11 protein-coding genes are annotated in these 17760 nt (G+C 49.8%); 7 read left to right on the top strand and 4 right to left on the bottom strand.

What is annotated here, in order from left to right; genetic code table 11:
• Positions 1-46 precede the first annotated feature (46 nt).
• Complete coding sequence (gene rho, locus Mal48_RS08675; RefSeq protein ID WP_145198036.1) at positions 47-1411, top strand: transcription termination factor Rho; 1365 nt, start codon at positions 47-49, stop codon at positions 1409-1411.
• 233 nt (positions 1412-1644) lie between these two features.
• Here rho and guaA read toward each other — a convergent pair whose 3' ends face one another.
• Complete coding sequence (gene guaA, locus Mal48_RS08680) at positions 1645-3213, bottom strand: glutamine-hydrolyzing GMP synthase (RefSeq protein ID WP_231739961.1); 1569 nt, start codon at positions 3211-3213, stop codon at positions 1645-1647.
• Positions 3214-4089: 876 nt separating this feature from the next.
• Between guaA and thiC the strand changes: the two genes are divergently transcribed.
• Together thiC and Mal48_RS08690 are read left to right on the top strand one after the other, a co-directional pair.
• Positions 4090-5649 (top strand): phosphomethylpyrimidine synthase ThiC, encoded by a 1560-nt coding sequence (thiC, locus tag Mal48_RS08685; RefSeq protein WP_391601809.1) that lies wholly within the window; start codon positions 4090-4092, stop codon positions 5647-5649.
• 357 nt (positions 5650-6006) lie between these two features.
• Entirely contained in the window at positions 6007-6420 is a 414-nt protein-coding gene (locus Mal48_RS08690; protein WP_145198040.1) for a GNAT family N-acetyltransferase, read from the top strand.
• 32 nt (positions 6421-6452) lie between these two features.
• Here the strand turns inward: Mal48_RS08690 and Mal48_RS08695 are convergent, their stop codons facing one another.
• Entirely contained in the window at positions 6453-9491 is a 3039-nt protein-coding gene (locus Mal48_RS08695; protein ID WP_145205918.1) for a sigma-54-dependent Fis family transcriptional regulator, read from the bottom strand.
• Positions 9492-10250: 759 nt separating this feature from the next.
• Here Mal48_RS08695 and Mal48_RS08700 point away from each other — a divergent pair.
• From Mal48_RS08700 to Mal48_RS08710, 3 genes are all read left to right on the top strand, one after another.
• Positions 10251-11465, top strand: a complete 1215-nt coding sequence (locus Mal48_RS08700) for an outer membrane protein assembly factor BamB family protein (RefSeq protein WP_145198042.1) — start codon at positions 10251-10253, stop codon at positions 11463-11465.
• A 272-nt stretch (positions 11466-11737) separates the two neighbouring features.
• On the top strand, positions 11738-12346 hold the full coding sequence (locus Mal48_RS08705; protein WP_145198044.1) for an RNA polymerase sigma factor: 609 nt from the start codon (positions 11738-11740) through the stop codon (positions 12344-12346).
• Between the two features lie 102 nt (positions 12347-12448).
• On the top strand, positions 12449-12925 hold the full coding sequence (locus Mal48_RS08710) for an anti-sigma factor (protein ID WP_145198046.1): 477 nt from the start codon (positions 12449-12451) through the stop codon (positions 12923-12925).
• Positions 12926-13021: 96 nt separating this feature from the next.
• Here Mal48_RS08710 and Mal48_RS08715 read toward each other — a convergent pair whose 3' ends face one another.
• Positions 13022-14278: a glutamate-5-semialdehyde dehydrogenase gene (locus Mal48_RS08715; protein WP_145198048.1), complete on the bottom strand. Its 1257-nt coding sequence runs from the start codon at positions 14276-14278 to the stop codon at positions 13022-13024.
• Between the two features lie 411 nt (positions 14279-14689).
• Here Mal48_RS08715 and Mal48_RS08720 point away from each other — a divergent pair, with 411 nt between their 5' ends.
• Positions 14690-15829, top strand: a complete 1140-nt coding sequence (locus Mal48_RS08720) for a phytanoyl-CoA dioxygenase family protein (protein WP_145198050.1) — start codon at positions 14690-14692, stop codon at positions 15827-15829.
• A gap of 71 nt (positions 15830-15900) precedes the next feature.
• Here the strand turns inward: Mal48_RS08720 and Mal48_RS08725 are convergent, their stop codons facing one another.
• Positions 15901-17304 carry a bifunctional folylpolyglutamate synthase/dihydrofolate synthase gene (locus Mal48_RS08725; protein ID WP_145198052.1) on the bottom strand — a complete coding sequence of 468 codons (1404 nt, stop codon included), beginning with the start codon at positions 17302-17304 and terminating at the stop codon, positions 15901-15903.
• Positions 17305-17760 lie beyond the last annotated feature (456 nt).

Below are 17760 nucleotides of genomic sequence, written 5' to 3' on the forward strand. Positions count from 1 at the left end.
TAGCAGGAATAAAAACTCCTCTCCAGAATTCCATTGAGGCCAAAATATGGCAAAGTCAAGCACATCAACGCCACCCAGTAAGGACGCTTCCGGGAAGAATGCGATCTATGATCCTGCTGATTCGCAGTATGAAGATGCCAAACAGGGCGAAATTCATATCGCTGCTCTGCAACGCATGACGGTCAAAGAACTCTTTGAACTTGCAAAGCAGGAGAATGTCAGCGAATACCAGGGGCTCAAAAAGCAGGATTTGATCTTTCGTATTCTAAAAGAGCGTACGAAAATGAACGGGCTGATGTTCGGTGAAGGAACGCTCGAAATCCTGCCCGATGGATTTGGATTTCTCCGCAGCCCGGATTATCACTACCTTCCCTGTCCGGATGATATCTACGTTTCGCCTAGTCAAATCAGACGTTTCGGTTTGAGAACTGGAGCCACAGTCGCGGGGCAAATTCGACCACCAAAAGAGAACGAACGTTACTTCGCTCTCCTGCGAGTTGAAGCGATCAATGGAAACGATCCGAACATGGTTTCGGAAAAAGTGCCGTTCGATGATTTGACACCCCTGCATCCAGAAAAAAGATTGAAACTCTCCGAAGCTGGAGCCCAACTCAGTACCCGGATTGTGGACATTGTCGCACCAATCGGCTTCGGCCAGCGTGGCCTCATCGTCTCTCCACCACGAGCCGGGAAAACCGTTCTGTTACAGCAGCTTGCACAAGCGGTGATCAACAGTCACCCTGAAGTGTACGTCATTGTGTTGCTCATTGATGAGCGTCCGGAAGAAGTGACGGACATGGAACGTCAGGTGAAATCAGACAACTGTGAAGTGATTTCAAGCACCTTCGATGAGCCACCCAGCCGACATATTCAGGTTGCTGAGATGGTGATCGAAAAAGCAAAGCGAATGGTTGAATACGGTCAAGATGTGGTCATCTTCCTCGACTCAATCACTCGTCTCGCCCGAGCGTACAACACCGAGTGCCCGAACTCCGGGAAAATTTTGACAGGTGGAGTTGACGCCAATGCATTGCAGCACCCCAAAAGATTCTTTGGCGCCGCCAGAGCAGTTGACGAAGGTGGCAGCCTGACAATTTTGGCAACCGCCCTTGTTGATACCGGTTCCAAGATGGACGAAGTGATCTTTGAAGAGTTTAAAGGGACCGGAAACACAGAGCTGCATCTCGACCGACGTATGGTTGAGAAGCGAGTTTGGCCAGCTGTTGACGTCAACAAATCCGGGACTCGGCGTGAAGAGCTGTTAATGGACGAAGATGAACTTCGTCTCGTCTGGATCTTACGGCGTGTCCTCAACGACATGAATCCAGTTGAAGCCATGGAACTCCTCACCAGTCGCATGGGACGTACTAAGACGAACGACGAGTTCCTGCAGTCGATGAATTTGACATAGAACACTTTCGTGCTTCTTGTGTCCGCGATAGAGCGTCTTGCCAGGTGATTGGCTGAGTGCCACGAGACAGGACTGCGACACCTTTATAAAACTGCTCGAGAGCAGTTTGCTCTAGGAATGTTGCCATGGATGGAAGGAGCAGCCAGCCTTTCAGATGGCCATGAAATTAAAAAACTCGCGACACTTCAAAGTGTCGCGAGTTTTTTTGTTGAAGTCTCTTCCTATTTGGGAGTCTATTCCCATTCAATCGTACTGGGCGGTTTCGAACTGACGTCGTAAACCACGCGATTCACACCTCGAACCGAGTTGATGATCCGCGTCGAAACTCGCTGCAGCAGGTCATAGGGTAAGCGAGACCAGTCTGCGGTCATGAAATTGTCGGTATCGACCGAGCGAATCGCGATGACATCTTCATAGGTGCGGGCATCTCCCATGACGCCAACCGTTTGCAACGGCAACAGGACCGCAAATGCTTGCTGGACCTTGTGGTAGTAGTTCGACTCATACAGCTCGTCGATAAAAATAGCATCGGCTTCGCGGAGTGTCGCCAATCGTTCGGCATTGACGGCGCCCAGACAGCGAACTGCTAAACCTGGGCCGGGGAATGGATGACGCCAGATCAATTTATCTGGAAGTCCAAGTTCCTTCCCCATGAGGCGAACTTCATCTTTGAAGAGCATTCGCATCGGCTCGATCAGTTCAAAGCCTAACTCCTTCGGCAATCCTCCGACATTGTGGTGATACTTAATCGTAGCAGCCGGTCCGTCTGGGTTGGCTCCTGATTCAATCACATCGGGATACAAAGTTCCCTGAGCCAGGAATCGTGCATCGTCGATATCCTTCGACTCGTCTTTGAAAACATCAATGAAAGTCTTGCCAATAATCTTCCGCTTTTCTTGCGGATCACTGACACCAGCGAGTCCATTCAGGAATCGGTCACGTGCGTCGACAACATGCAGGTCTGTCTTGAAGTGCTCTCCGAATTCGTACTCGACCTGTTCACGCTCTCCGTTCCGGAGGAGTCCGTTATCAACGAAAATGCAGGTCAGCTGCGATCCGATCGCTTTGTAAAGCAATGCTGCCGTCACAGATGAATCGACACCACCGGAGAGACCACAAATTACGCGTGAATTCCCGACACGTTCACGAATAACTTCGCATTCCTGTTCGATGAAGGAAGAGATTTTCCAGGAACCTTCGCAACCGCAGATCTCACGAATGAAGTTGCCGATCAAGTTTTCCCCGTGCTGTGTGTGCGTCACTTCTGGATGGAATTGAATTCCGTAGAGTTCACGTTCCCGATGCTTAATCGCTGCGTTTGGGCAGTCGACCGTCTCAGCCAGGACGACGAAGTTTTCGTGCAGATTTTCAACACGATCTCCGTGACTCATCCACGCGGTAAACTTTTCAGGTAATCCGGCGAAGAGGTCTCCGCCATCTTTACGTAAGATTTCCGTATGTCCGAACTCACGTGAGGTACTCGGTTTGATCTCGCAGCCCATCGCCTTGCATGCTGCCTGCATTCCGTAGCAGATCCCCAGAATCGGGATTCCGAGTTCGAAGATTTCTGGATCGACTTGTGGTGAGCCGTCTGCATACACGCTTGCAGGTCCACCGGAAAGAATTAGCCCTTTGGGAGCCAGTTCCTTAATCCGTTTCGCTGAAAGGTCATGCCGCACCAATTGACAGAAAACGTGCTGGTCCCGCACGCGTCTCGCAATCAATTGCGCAGTTTGAGAACCGAAGTCGAGAACAAGAATCGTTTCCTGTTGAATATCGCCCGCATTCGTCATGTTGGGCATTTCTGAAGCCGTCGAAGTCATAACTCTGCCACAAGTTCAGTCGCTGCTTTCTATGAATTCACATGAGAACCCGAGAAGTTAGCGAAATGTCGAATCGAGCATTTTAGCTGCTAATCTGTTGATCGCAACAAGCCTGAATGTGAATCAATCAAAATCCTCGTATGATATCATGATGTCTTTCAATTCTAGCCTTCTGTCTTTCACTCGATTTCTCCCGTTCTCCCGATAGTTCACAGCGAATCACCGCTGGACCCCGACATTTGTGAAGATCTTGATGTTCTGGCTGTTTGTCGATCTGAATGCATCTGCCAGAAGTGCTTGGAAATACATGAATTGAATCACATTCATGCATCTCTTTCGATGACGATTTTTCGGGAGTCTTCGAACCCGCGGAGACAATCTGCTAGATTGGGGATCATGGGTGTTTGAAAATTGAAGAATCGCTCTTGAAATGAATGACTTCTTCGGCTTCCAGCCACTTTCAATATTTTAGCCCATGGACGACACTGAAATACACAGTTACGATAGTGCTCAGTCGGAGAAAATACTCCCAATGAGTAATCAGGATTTCATCGCCACAGCGTGTTCTATAAATTAAGGATGACGAAGATGTCATACAAACTTCCGGAATTGGGGCTCAACCCTTCTTCAACATCAGCTGGTACCAACCCGGGAAGTTTTGCGAAGGCGGGCAAAATTGCTCCAGGGACAGAAGGTCGCTGGACGTTCGCTTCACCCGATACACCTGGAATGCCAGAACCGTCGGACAAGACTGCTTGGGACTTTTTGCCCGCAGGTTGGACGACCGAAGAACTTCAAACAGGCGAAGTTGTCTCAGCTTCCGGCCAGGTCGTTTTTCGGCAAGCCGACGATTCACTGAGAAGCGTCAGCTTTCCCGCAGACTTCGAACCGATCACCCAACTGGAATCAGCACGTGTTGGAATCATCACGGCTGAAATGGAACGTGTTGCAGAACGAGAGACACACCTCTCGCCAGCACAGGTTCGAGACGAAGTCGCTGCTGGCCGTATGGTGATTCCTGCAAACAAAGTTCACCTTCAGCATCAGCTCGACCCAATGTGTATCGGTCGCGCGTCGAAAACCAAAGTGAACGCCAATATGGGAGCGTCTCCTGTTTCTTCTGGAACAGATGAAGAAATTGAAAAGCTGAAGTGGGCAGAAAAATGGGGCGCGGACACCGTCATGGATCTCTCCACCGGCGGAGATATCGACGGATGTCGCAAAGCGCTCATCGAGAATAGCAACGTCCCTATTGGAACTGTGCCGATCTACTCCATGATCATCGGTCGGAAACTTTACGACCTCAACATGGAGATCATTCTTGAGTCGCTGCAACATCAGGCCGCGCAAGGTGTCGACTATTTCACGATTCATGCAGGAGTTCTGCATGAGCATTTGCAATACGTGAAAGAACGTTTGATCGGGATTGTTTCACGTGGTGGATCGTTACTCGCGAAGTGGATGATTGATCACGACGATGAAAACCCCATGTACACCGGCTGGGAACAGATTTGTGATGTGATGCGCGAGTACGACGTCACCTTCTCAATCGGTGACGGCCTTCGTCCCGGAGGCTTGGCCGATGCCACCGATCAGGCTCAGCTTGCGGAACTTTGTACTCTCGGAGAACTGACAGAACGCGCCTGGCGAAAAGGTGTGCAGGTTATGGTTGAAGGTCCCGGACACGTTCCGCTCGACCAGATTGAATACAACATGAAGCTGCAACGGACCATCTGCCACGGAGCCCCGTTTTATGTTCTCGGACCACTCGTGACCGATATCTTCCCCGGTTACGACCATATCACCAGTTGCATTGGTGCGACATCAGCGGGATATCACGGAGCCAGCATGCTCTGCTATGTGACACCGAAAGAACACCTTGGGTTGCCCAAAAAGGATGACGTGAAACAAGGTTGTGTCGCTTACAAAATCGCAGCTCACAGTGCAGATGTCGCTCTGGGAATTCCAGGGACACGCGATCAAGATGACGAACTGACCAAAGCCCGCGCCGCGCTCAACTGGGAAAAACATTTCGAACTTAGTTTCGATCCCGATATCGCCCGTGCTTATCACGATGAAGATCTCGACGTCGACACCGATTTCTGTGCAATGTGCGGACACGACTGGTGCAGCGTGCGAATCAGTAAAGAAATCGTGCAATTCGCATCCGGAAAAGAAGACGATTACAAATGGGACAAAGCGAAAGTCTCGGACGCTCTGACCGAAGAGCAAAAAGAGATTTTGGAAAAACGTGGCGTCCTCTCTCCGGAAGAAGTTCACAAGCTCGCCTCGAAAACAAAGAAGGCGGTCGGAGCCGAAGAGAATAAGGCATCCTGTCACAGCGACTACGTCGACGGCGAGACAGCCAAAGAGATCCATAAAAATGTGGAAGTCGTTGAGTTGGAAACGAAGTGATTAAAAGAGGCTCGTGTCAAAGAGGACGAGACCGAGAGTCAAAGTCGCATTATTAAAATGCGTGTCCTGCACGGGTACACGGCTGAGCACAGCACTGGAAGTTCGCGTAGAAAGCAGAGATCTGAACAGTCTCTGCTTTCTACTATTGAATTGTTCCGTCATGGCACCAAGTTATGACACCAGGCAACCGGTTCGAAATTGCTTGACAAATTCTTGAAAAACGAGTCGCCTCCTGTTCGCTGGAGATCGATCTTCTTCGGGTTTCAAACTCATGAATTGCCCCCCTCAAGATGGATGATGAAAGAAACCACAGAAGCCAAGAATAAGATGAACCCGATCTCAAGCAGGCTGTGAGGCATGTCAAAGATTCTCTATTCCGCAGAAGAAAAAATCAGTGTCGATGAATTTGCCAGCGTGCTGACGCGTTCGGGCTTATCCGAACGCCGACCAATGGATTCTCCCGAAATCTTACTGGCAATGCTGGAGAATGCAGATGTCTTGGTCACCGCGAGAGATGATCATGGATTAATCGTAGGCATTTCTCGTGCAATGACCGACTTCTGTTTTTGCACGTACCTTTCTGACCTTGCAGTCGACAAAGACTTTCAGGGATTGGGGATCGGCAAGGAACTGATTCAGCGAACTCACGCACGTTGTGGTTTGCAAACACAACTCATTTTGATCGCAGCACCGGGAGCAGAATCGTATTATCCGCATGTTGGGTTAAGGCAGCATCAATCATGCTGGATCGCTGATCGAAAACCGGAGTGAATTCTCCGCCCCGGCCAATCCCGATGACATGATCAGATTCCGAATTTTTTGAGCTTGCTGAAGAACGTACTGCGAGGCATTCCTAAAAGGCGGGCCGCCTCAGCTTTGTTTCCAGAGCAACTCTCGAGAGCCGACCGGAGCCTCTGCTCTTCATCTTCTTTGGTGAGAACCGTTTTTCTGGCGACAGAAACTTGTGCAGAGCCTGGCGAGTTGGCAGCTTGCGGGGCCTGACTTCGCGGAACAATTTGCTGAGGGTGGATTAACTCCTCTGGGATATCTTCTAAGCGGACAGCATTACCATCGGCGAGGACAACAGCTCGTTCGATCACATTTTGTAGCTCGCGGATATTTCCCGGCCAGTTGTAATTCTGCAGAATGTTGAATGCATCATCTTGAATTCGGAACACCTGTTTGTTTGCCTTCTCCGAAGAGGTCTTCAGGAATTTCAGAGCTAAATCAAAGATGTCGTCCTTTCTCTCACGAAGCGGCGGGAGAGTCATGCTGATGACATTGAGTCGATAAAAGAGGTCTTCCCGAAATTTTCCTTCGGCGATGAGTTGTTCGAGGTTTTGGTGAGTGGCAGCCACAAGTCGGACATCCACAGCGACGGTCTGGTCGCTGCCAACAGGTTCGAATGTGCGTTCCTGAAGGACGCGTAATAGTTTCACTTGCACCTCTAACGAAATGTCGCCGATTTCGTCGAGGAACAGCGTTCCTCCATTAGCCATTTGGAAGCGTCCAATTTTGTCTTCACGAGCATCGGTGAAGGCTCCTTTCACATGTCCAAATAATTCACTTTCGAGAAGAGTCGAAGAGAGTGCGGCACAATGGACGGAGACCATTGGCCCGGTACGTCGGGCACTGTTTTCATGGACGGCTTTCGCCAAGAGTTCCTTGCCGGTCCCGCTTTCACCACGAATCAAAACTGAAGAGCTGCTCGATGCAACTTTTCGTACCGTTTCCAGGACTTGTTGCATCGCGAGGCTTTTCCCAAGGATTCCTGAGCGAACAAATGGTTCTTCCTGCGTGCGGGGGACTGGCGTTTCTGAGAGTGCTGCGAGTTCGTTGTGAAGCGACGACAACATTCGCTCCTGATCCAGAATCTTCTCTGACTTCAGCTGGAGGTCCTGATTCAGCCGAGAAACATCCTGTTGCACCGTCGCGCAGTGCAAGGCAATTGCAGTGATGCGGGCCATTGCAATGACAAACGCAACATCTTCAGCAGAGTAGCTAGCATGGTTGGGTTTTGCCCCGAGGACCAGAATCCCCCCCAGCTGTTCCTGGATTTCAAGTCCGTGAATCACTTCCGCTTTAAGCGTTCGAATCAACTGTTGTGAAGGGCTTGTGCCTTGCGGCACTCGCTGCAACACGCGGTGTTCAGTGAGACTCTCTGTCGCTTCGGAAGACATTGTAAATTGAATTGGAAAATTGGTATGCCCCGAGGACATCAGCATCCGGTACTCAGAAAGATCCTTGCGGCGCAGATACAAAGCTGCCTCATCAACCTGGAGCACTTCCCGGCAAGAATCCAACAAGCTCGCGGAAACAGCTTCCGGTTCAAGCACATCTGAGACCACTCGGTTCATTCGCTGAAGCGCTTTGTCGAGTTGGTATTTCTCACTGAAAAAGTTGCGGTCCAGCGTTCGCTGTATCGTATCTCGAAACCAACTCAGCACGAGGATCGAAGTCATGAAGACCAGGATAAGCGGAATCGTTTGCCCGAAGATTGATAAATCCTGATGCAGTGCGTTCACCGCTCCAACCGAAATGAGTGCACTGAATACAAGCGCCAAAGCGATGCTGCTTCCGTAGTACCAGACCCCTCGGCTCACAATTTGGTCGATCAGCATCAGCTTGTAGCGCGCAATCCCAATTCCGTAGGCCAGCATGAATGCGAGGCTTGCCAAGAACATCGGCAGTCTTGCAGCTCCAAGTGCGAAGCGAACATGATCGAAAATTGCCAGGTAAAACGTGTACCCGATCGGAAGGACTGCGAACAAAGCCGCCCACAGAATCCATTTGACCTGATTTTTTTCCAAAGGGTTTCGGGCAACTTGATAACTGCGTGCGAGTCGTTGGACACATACGGCAAAATAGAGCACAGAGAGCCCCAGTACGGAATAAATTGCAACGTGTAGAACAGGGAGCAGGTGAGCAGCGAGCAAGCTCGCATTTCGTTCAAGAGTGACGGCAAATGGGCCGACACCTTGGTCTTGTGTCAACCACCACGTGACTGAGGTCAGCACCGTGATTGAGACCGCTCCGCAGATAGGGAGGGCGTAAACCGAAAAGAGTGTCAGCACTCGTGCTTGTCGGTACACCGGTGACGGAAACGGATAAACCATTAAGAAGTGCAATAAGACTGCAGGCAGCAGAGCCCCCGAAACCGCGAAAACGATCACTAGAAACGGGCTCGCCGAGATCACCCACCAGTGACTTCCCCCAACAAATGCGAGAAGTGTGACTGCAGAAAGGGCGAAGAAAGTCCGCACAGGTTGGTCAAATGGGCGATTCCAGTAGGCAACCCCTCCGATGACAACAACGAAGAGTTGAAGGACATACCAGACAAGAGTCATTGAGACTCCCGAGGCTGGCTGAGGAATGAGAGGGAGAAAACAAACGAGTGCTTCCGTTTCGCCGGGACGACGAAAATAGACCCGCACAAATCTCGAATGATCCGGGTACTCGACTGCTGAGAGGTTTCCTAGATTAGGGTCTTCCGTCGGATCGATTCCAAATTCCAGAGTTCCTCCTGATCCAATCTCCAGTTTTCTCAACTTACGATGTGCGCGAATCCAGTCCGTGAACGAATAAATGGGATGCCCGGCGAGTTCAACGACCCGGTCTCCAACTTCCGGGGTACTTCCAACGACAGCGGCGTCAGATAATGCTGAGTTGTCTCGAATCAATAATCCTGTTTCACCAGATGCCAAATCGTCGTGTGTACCAATTAGACAGCCGATTGGAACCATTGGCTGAGTCGGAACGAACCAGAGAACAATGAGTCCATAAATCACTGCGAAGATCGCAAGGAATGAAATCAACCAGATTTTCGAGACTGATACTTTCATGATCTACAGGTCATCCTGCTGCTCCTTCGAGTCTGAGGTGCCACATTTAAGCTGAAATGCTGCCTTAAAGAGCCCTTCTCTGGTCTCTAATTTTAAATTGGATAAAAGTTTCAGATCTTTTTGAGGTCATATTGCCTGGCTATGGGAAAAACGAACGACTCGTTGAGTCCAGATTTTCCTGAATCAATTAGGGGATTTCGATATTTTTGTTAAAGATGCAGGGTGGCGAATTGTTGTTTGATTCCGTTTTCGGATGTCCGAATAGGCGCCGCATTGCTGTTTCGGCGCCGAAATTGAGCGCCGGTTTCGTCGATGCTAGCATTGACGTGTTCGAATTTCAATTAAATAATTGTGGTAAGTCTAGTGTAATCAGCAATATATGACATGAGTCGCCGAAAATGCACAGCGCCGAATGCAATTGGCACGGGGAATGCATGATGTTTGAGTCAACCCCAACCATGCCCTTGTGTGATCTGGGTGTCCTTGTTTGATAGTTTGCAGCCAAACCCACTCTGCATTCAACCTCTTCTCCACGAGCGACAAACAAAGGACATCTTGATCCTCAAGGGCTTTTTTCTTTCTTGTGGTCTGCTTTGCCACTTCTGCTGGTTGTGCCATAATCTCGGCTGACTCTCAGGATTCAATCTTTCAGGTGCTTTCAGGTAAGCTGATTTGGCGTCCTGGTGATCAGTTTTAGTTCTTTTCAGTCCTTCAGCTCCCTTTCAACTCTCACTTTTTGACCAAACAGCAAGGTTTGTTATGAAGACTTGGCTTTGGGCAGTTTTTACGATTTGCTCGCTAGGACATCCTCTGTTTGGCGAAGAGTTGGCTCAAGATTGGAAGCAATGGCGTGGCCCTCATCGAAACGGAACGGTGGAGGCCAGTTTCCGTTTCACAGCACAAAGTCGAATTGAGACGGTCTGGGAAGCAAATGTTGGGACCGGTTTTTCGTCTCCTGTCGTCTCGGCGAAACAACTTGTCGCAATGGGGAATGTTGATGACTACGATATCGTCACCGCTCTCGACGCTCAAACGGGCGAGAAAATTTGGGATTTCACATACGAATCACCCCTCGATCCCAACTTATTTGAAGGAGGGCCAACATCGACTCCGGCGATTAGCGGGGAGAAGGTCGTCTGTCTGGGGCGTCAGGGGCTTGTCCATTGTTTGTCTCTCAAGACTGGTGAACTGCTTTGGAAGTACGACATCGTCAAATCGCTGGGATACAACATTCCAACCTGGGGATTCGCCGGGTCACCGCTACTTTTGGATGGACATGTTTTTCTAAACGCAGGCAGTCACGGCATTTGTCTGAATCTCAAGGATGGAGAGCTTGTTTGGGCCTCTTCAAATGACGAGGAGGCTGGTTACTCATCTCCATTGCAACTTTTGGGCGAGCAGAGCAATAAGCTTCTCTTGATGAATGCAAAATCGTTAAACGCGGTCGACGCCAAGGATGGTGATTTACTTTGGTCGCAACGTTGGATCACTCGTTATGGCATTAACGCTGCCGACCCGCTGCTTGTCTCAGACGACAGCGTTCTTGTTTCATCTGGCTACGGTAAGGGGACCGGACTGGTTCAATTCACCTCTGGGGAAGCTGAACTCCTGTGGAGAACTCGCGCCGTTCGAACTCAAATGAGCCCCGGAGTGCTTGTCAAAAAAGCTGTCTACGCCATTGATGGAGACGAGGGTGATTCGCCGCAACTCGTCTGCTTCTCTCCGATGACAGGAGATGTTTTTTGGTCACAGGAAGAGTTTGGAACAGGAACGTTGATTGCTGCCAACGATCAAATTCTTGTTCTTGATGGATTGGGAGAACTGACGGTTTTCGAAGCGAATACCAAAGAGTTTCAGCCGATTTTGAACAAGAAGTTGACCTCAGGGAAATGCTGGACTCCAGTTGTCCTTGTCGGGAATCGAATCTATTCCAGAAATGCAGCTGGTACGGTTGTCTGCTCGGTTGTACAGTAATATTTGAGTTTTGGCTCAATTTTCACTTTGCGCAGAATTCTTTGAGTATTTTCCAACGATTCAATGAGGAGCCTTCGTACATCTTTCAGGTAGACATTTGTTGTGTTCGTGGGGAATTGATTCGATTCCAATCGGAAATTACCTCGAGCCTGAAAACGTCACAGTATTCCGCAAAATGTTGTGACTGAAACATCGTGTTCTCGAAAATGTTTTCCTGAAAATGTGTAGCGAAACACGGTATAATTTGAGAGCGGTCGTATCGGGACGAAATCATGAAGGCGAAGTCGTCACTCTCCTCCGAGTTTGAAGCTCTGGTCGAACAGGGGTCGCAGTCGAGCGATGCTCGTTTGGTTGAGGAATCCAAGAAGGGGGATCGTGATGCGTTCGGAGAGTTGGTCCAAAGATATGAGCGCCGTTTGCGCCGGGTGATTGGCCGATTTATCAATGATGCTGACATCATCGACGACTTGGCACAGGAAACATTTCTACGAGTTTACGAGAAACTCGACCAATTCGATCCCTCCAGAAGGTTTTCGCCCTGGTTATTTCAAATCGGGGTGAATTTGACTCTCGATTATCATCGAAAGTGTAAGCGGCGAATCTGGGCAGTTCTGTTCACTGATCGAAGTGCAGACCGTTGGATCGAAGCGCCAGAGGCAGACCCTCGGCCGGTTCAGAATTTGCAGTTAGCGGTCCGGGCGACTATCAACTTGATTCCGGAAAAGTATCGAACAGTCCTAGTCCTTCGAGATATGGAAAATTTCTCGACATCAGAAATTGCAGCCATTCTTGATCGCAAGGAAGCCACAATTCGCTGGAGGCTCGCAGAAGCGAGGAATCGATTCCAGGAGCTCTGGGAAAAACGACAGCGAAACGAATGAAACGACACAGAAGCGATATCCAGTGTTCCAATTTTACGAAAGGCAATGGTTCGAAGTGCTGAAGCGTGTTGCTTACTTCTTCGAACTGACTGAGAGCAAATCATGAACTGTCGCGACTCAAAAGTGGCAATCGCTCTGCACCTTGGGCATGACGAGGCTGACCCATCTGATTGGGAACAGGCTCGGCGTCACGCTGCAACCTGCGATGACTGTCGTCAGCACTACAAACGACTGAAAAAGTCGATGAGTGTGCTTGAACAGGCTGATGATGAAGCTACGTATGAGGTTCAGGAAAGCCTGTGGCCGCAATTGGAATCACGCTTGTCATCGATGCCGGGGCAAAAACGCGAACACAAACCTCGCTCATGGACGCCGTTTGTCTCCTTCACAATTGCCTGCATGCTCTTCTTGATGGTGTGGGCCAATCCGCCCCAAGAGCGACATCCCGGAAATCTCCAGAATCAGAATAGTAAAGGGATGAGTGCTCCCTTTACCGAACTCTTCCATCCTCATCCACGTGATGCTGACTCGGAGAAACATCGGGAATCTCCAAAACCAGTGCGGGAGGAGAATCTCTGACGCAGATTCGGAGAGAGATTCGGAAGATGCCAAAAACGCCCTGATCTCGTCAGGGCGTTTTTTATTGGCGTGTGGAATCAGAGTCGGGAATCAGTTCTATCTGATCTGTCCGTTACCGTGTGCGATGTATTTGTAGCTGGTCAATTCCTTGAGGCCGCACGGGCCTCTGGCGTGGAATTTGTCGGTGCTGATTCCGATTTCTGCTCCCAGTCCAAATTCCCCACCGTCGTTGAATCTCGTGCTGGCATTTACGATCACAGCGGCGGAGTCAACCTCAGCTGTGAATTGCCGCGATGCATTCAAGTTTGTTGTGACGATCGCATCTGTGTGGTGCGAACCATATTCGTTGATATGAGAAATCGCATCGTCGATGTTTTCAACAACCTTCGCAGAGATCGTCAAAGCGAGATATTCTGTGCGGTAGTCTTCATCAGTCGCCTGGATCGCTGAGGGGATTTTCTCGCAAACTTTTTTGTCACCACGGACTTCAACCCCCTGCTCGACCAAGGCTGCTCCTGCCATTGGCAAAAACTTATCGGCAATCGCAGAATGAACCAGGAAAGATTCGGTTGCGTTGCAGACTCCGGGGCGATGGCACTTACTGTTGATCAGAATCTTTGTTGCCATCTCCAAGTCAGCAGATTCGTCGACGTAGACGTGACAGACTCCGTCAAAGTGTTTGATGACCGGCATTGTTGCTTCACTGGCAACACGCTCAATCAGTGACTTGCCGCCCCGAGGAATCGTGACGTCAATCTGGTCGTTCATCGTCAGGAAATGACCGACAGCGTCGCGATCGGTTGTTTCGACAAGTTGCACGGCATGCTCTGGGAGGCCTTGCTCTATGAGCGTTGATTTCAGCAGCTTGTAGATGGCAATGTTGCTGTGAAATGCCTCTTTGCCACCTCGAAGGATGACGGCGTTTCCACTCTTCACGCACAGTGCAGCCGCGTCGGCAGTTACGTTGGGGCGAGACTCATAAATGAAGAAAACGACGCCTAACGGCACACGGACCTGTGTGACCATGAGCCCATTCGGGCGAGCTTGGCTGCCGATCACATCACCGATCGGGTCTTGGAGAACGGCAACTTCCTCGAGCGCCTTCGCTATCCCTTCAATGCGCTCTTCGGTTAAACGCAGCCGATCAATTTGGGCTTCCGTTTGGCCGTAATCGGGGGCTTTCGCTAAGTCTTTTTGATTCTCAGTGATTATTTGAGAAGTTTGTTCCCTGAGTCGCGAGGCAGAAAGTCGCAGCCATTCATTTTTCTGATTACCAGTTGCGACAGCCAGTTTTCGGGAAGCCTCTTTGGCCTGTTTTGCGACACTTCGGGTGTATGTTTCTAACTCGTTCATCGATTTCTTCTGTCTATCGCTTCGTTTTGAAGCATCGGAAAACGTTTGATCGCTGACGTTTGATGGGAAATAACGTTTATGGAGGGCAAATAGATCAATTCGCAGATTCCGCTCAGCGTGGAAGAATCTTCACCGAAAGTCTATGGAACTTACTTGAGTCTGGCAAAGGGGCATCTCAGAGTTTGTGGTTTCCTTCTGGAATGGGCCTCTCTTTCCAGCGTCGAGAAAGCTGGTCGCTGTCTCTGGGAATAGAGCGTCCGGGCAGTCTGGGGGCTTTCGAGGACTCTTTTTGAATTCTACAGGCACGAACTCAACCGGAAAAATTAAAACACGTCAATAATAATGGAAAACTGGTATCGGAGGAATCTGAGCCCTTCCGATATATTGATCTAATATGAGGTTTGCGTTTGAATGGAATCATGTGGAACACCACCACAACGAGGAAAAGGTTTCCGATCGATGAACTTGGCTCCGAAACTCCGTCCGCTTTGGCAACGAATGATTATTGTCCCTGCTTTAGGGATGCTGCTGGTCTATAAAGCACTACATCTTCCGAGTTCAATTCTTCCTAGAGATATCCGGTCGATCGTCACGAATTGGCACTACGCTCAATTCTGGATGTTGATCAAATCCGGGCTCACTCGGACTTATATTGACGAGCCATGCAAGTTCCGGATGCCAGAAAAAGTCGCGGCGAAAGCGGAAGTTGCCCCGGAGTTTCAGTTTACCGAAGAGCAATTGCGATCGTTCTACGAGAACGGTTTTATCGGACCTATTGACGCTTTCTCTCCGGAGGAGATGAAAGAGTTTCGCAACGAAATGCTCGCTGTGGAAGACGAAGTTTCTCCGACTTACGGATTCAAGACTCCACGTGATCCGCATTTTGACATGCCGAAGATTTGGGAGTACATGAAAAGTCCAGCGATCACTGAGCGAGTTGCTCAACTCCTTGGTCCAGATTTGCTTGTTTGGAGAAGCCAGCATTTTTACAAAGGACCGGGGGCTGCGAGTATCCAGTGGCATCAGGCGAGTACCTTCATGGTGGAAGACTATCTCGACCCGGCGATTTTTCCAAAGAATCTGGATGAGATGTACCAGCTCACTGTCTGGGTTGCCGTTGATGATTCAACTTATGAAAACGGTTGCATTGAGTTCATCAAAGGATCTCATGAACAGATTCGCACGATCAAATTTGGTGGTGAAGAAGGCTTCTACAAAGCGAATTTTACGCTTGAGCATGACTATCCAGAAGATCGTGTCGTGAAGGTTCCTGTCAAAGCTGGTCAGTTCATTATCTTCACCGAACGATGCATTCATGGTTCGGGACCAAACACGACTGATCGACACCGACTTGCGTTCAATATGCGAGTGATTCCTACCGACGTTGCCGTTTATACCGACAAAGAAAAGTATCGGTCGGTCTATAATGGTGGGAAGTATTCGTTGAAGAACTGGGGCGTGTCATTGCTCCGTGGCGAAGACAAGCATCAGCTCAGCCGAGTCCGTCAGCCTGCCGAACTTCAACCGGTCGAACAGCGAAAGGTCGCATAACTCCTCTGTAATCGAGCCGTTTGCTCTACCGTGTGCCCGTGATGAATACAAACTCATCGCGGGCAAAATTCTTAAGGATGCTCTGCCAACTTCCAGGCTTTTCCAATTTCCGCTGCAAGGAAGAATGAGCCTGTTGCGCAGATTAAATCCTGAGGCGAGACTGAGTTGAACGCCTGCTGTAATGCCGATGTTGGACTTGGAGAAGTCGAAAATGGCGTTGTCAGAATTCGCTGGGCGATAGCTTCCAGATCGTCAATCGGGATTGCTCGCGGGTTCTCCTGATAAGCGGTGAGAATGAACTCGTCGAAAAGGTAATCCAGCGATCGGAGAAGTTCCTCGCAATCTTTGTCTCGCGAGGAGGCAAACAGACAGATCTTTCTGCGAGCCGGAACTGGTTTGAGCGTTTCACAAAGTGCCTGGATGGAAGCCGGATTGTGAGCTGCATCGATGATAAGAACCGGCTTGCGATTGATGAGTTCGACTCGTAATGGAATTCTCGCAGAAAGCAGGCCCTCTCGCAGCTGGGACTCTGAAACGTGAATTCCCTGATCCTTCAAACTCATGACCGCGGCAACCGCTAACGCAGCATTTCTTGTCTGATGCTCGCCAGGCATGCTCAGTTGAAGATCTTTGAATGATGTTTCGCCATGTTCAAAATCAAAACTCCAGCCGGGGAGAATGAGTTCGCTGTTGTGGTCTGGCGGAGAGGCTGTGGTCTTCAATTCTCGCCCCAGTTGCAGGATCGGTGAAGCCTGAGAGTCAGCGACTTCGTGGATGACTGCAGCCGCTTCAGGGTGAAGGACTCCGCTGATCACCGGGATCTGGTGTTTAATGATGCCGGCCTTCTCTCTTGCGATCAGTGCTTCGGTTCCACCCAGCAAGCGCGTATGGTCTTTGCTGATACTCGTGATGATCGAAACTAATGGATGGCAGATGTTGGTTGAATCGAGTCGGCCGCCGAGCCCGACTTCAATGACCGCCAAGTCAACTTGCTGCTTCTTGAAGTGCAACCAACCGGCTGCGGTCGCCAGTTCGAAGAAAGTCGGGCCTCCGGAGGCTTCAAGATCCATCTCTGCTGTGACACGCTGCAGCTGTTCGATGATAGAATTAAAATCTTCTTCACTCGGGAGCAGACCATTGACTGTGAACCGCTCTTCAAAGCGATGAGCATGCGGGGAGGTGAAGAGTCCGACCTTGAGGCCGGCGGTTTCCAAAATTTGTGCCACCATTGTGGCAGTCGACCCCTTCCCTTTTGAGCCGGCAATGTGAACACACGAGAGATCGTTTTGCGGATCACCGATGCGATGGAGTAGCGACTGCATACGTCCCAACCGAAATGATTGCGGACCACTTGCAAGATCTGGACGACGTTCGTAGTTGATTCTGCCAAGGAGGAAATTGATTCCCTGCTCGTATCGAGCGGAGACCTCTTCGGAGTCTTGTCGTTGTGAACGAGTTGTCGAGCTTTCAGTCACGTGCTTTTTCAGCCTTCGTGGGCATCATGAATATCACAGGAGTCAACTACTACGAATTGTGGCTGACTTCGCATTGCAGACAACCTTGCTAAGTGGGCAGCTTTGCAAAGAAGTGACATATCTTCAGGAGTGGGCGTGGTGGTCTCACTGGTTCGAAACAGCGATCACCTTTCGGAAATCACAATATCGTTTTTTTTGAATCAGGCAATCACACCACGCGTCGACTTGCACGTTTCCGAAAACCGATCAACATCAGTCAGCTCTGAATTGAGACATGAGTTACAGCGGTTCGTCGATTTCTCGTACTGATCAATAGACGTTAAGGGCTGAGGCAAAAACTTGAAAGTGGCTTTGTCATGGCTGGGAGGATTCCTCATCACAGAGGGGGAAGTTTCTGCTCTGGCTCTCAAATTCGATGAACAGTTCTCATTTCAGTAGGCGAAAACAGTTCAGCGA

The organism is Thalassoglobus polymorphus (genome assembly GCF_007744255.1).
GTDB classification, from domain to species: Bacteria; Planctomycetota; Planctomycetia; order Planctomycetales; family Planctomycetaceae; genus Thalassoglobus; species Thalassoglobus polymorphus.

What these genes read in the sequence shown, in the direction of transcription:
- rho (WP_145198036.1), top strand. Translation starts at nt 47, where the DNA reads ATGGCAAAGTCAAGCACATCAACGCCACCCAGTAAGGACGCTTCCGGG.
- guaA (WP_231739961.1), bottom strand. Translation starts at nt 3,213, where the DNA reads ATGCCCAACATGACGAATGCGGGCGATATTCAACAGGAAACGATTCTT.
- Mal48_RS08690 (WP_145198040.1), top strand. Translation starts at nt 6,007, where the DNA reads ATGTCAAAGATTCTCTATTCCGCAGAAGAAAAAATCAGTGTCGATGAA.
- Mal48_RS08695 (WP_145205918.1), bottom strand. Translation starts at nt 9,491, where the DNA reads ATGAAAGTATCAGTCTCGAAAATCTGGTTGATTTCATTCCTTGCGATC.
- Mal48_RS08700 (WP_145198042.1), top strand. Translation starts at nt 10,251, where the DNA reads ATGAAGACTTGGCTTTGGGCAGTTTTTACGATTTGCTCGCTAGGACAT.
- Mal48_RS08705 (WP_145198044.1), top strand. Translation starts at nt 11,738, where the DNA reads ATGAAGGCGAAGTCGTCACTCTCCTCCGAGTTTGAAGCTCTGGTCGAA.
- Mal48_RS08710 (WP_145198046.1), top strand. Translation starts at nt 12,449, where the DNA reads ATGAACTGTCGCGACTCAAAAGTGGCAATCGCTCTGCACCTTGGGCAT.
- Mal48_RS08715 (WP_145198048.1), bottom strand. Translation starts at nt 14,278, where the DNA reads ATGAACGAGTTAGAAACATACACCCGAAGTGTCGCAAAACAGGCCAAA.
- Mal48_RS08720 (WP_145198050.1), top strand. Translation starts at nt 14,690, where the DNA reads ATGGAATCATGTGGAACACCACCACAACGAGGAAAAGGTTTCCGATCG.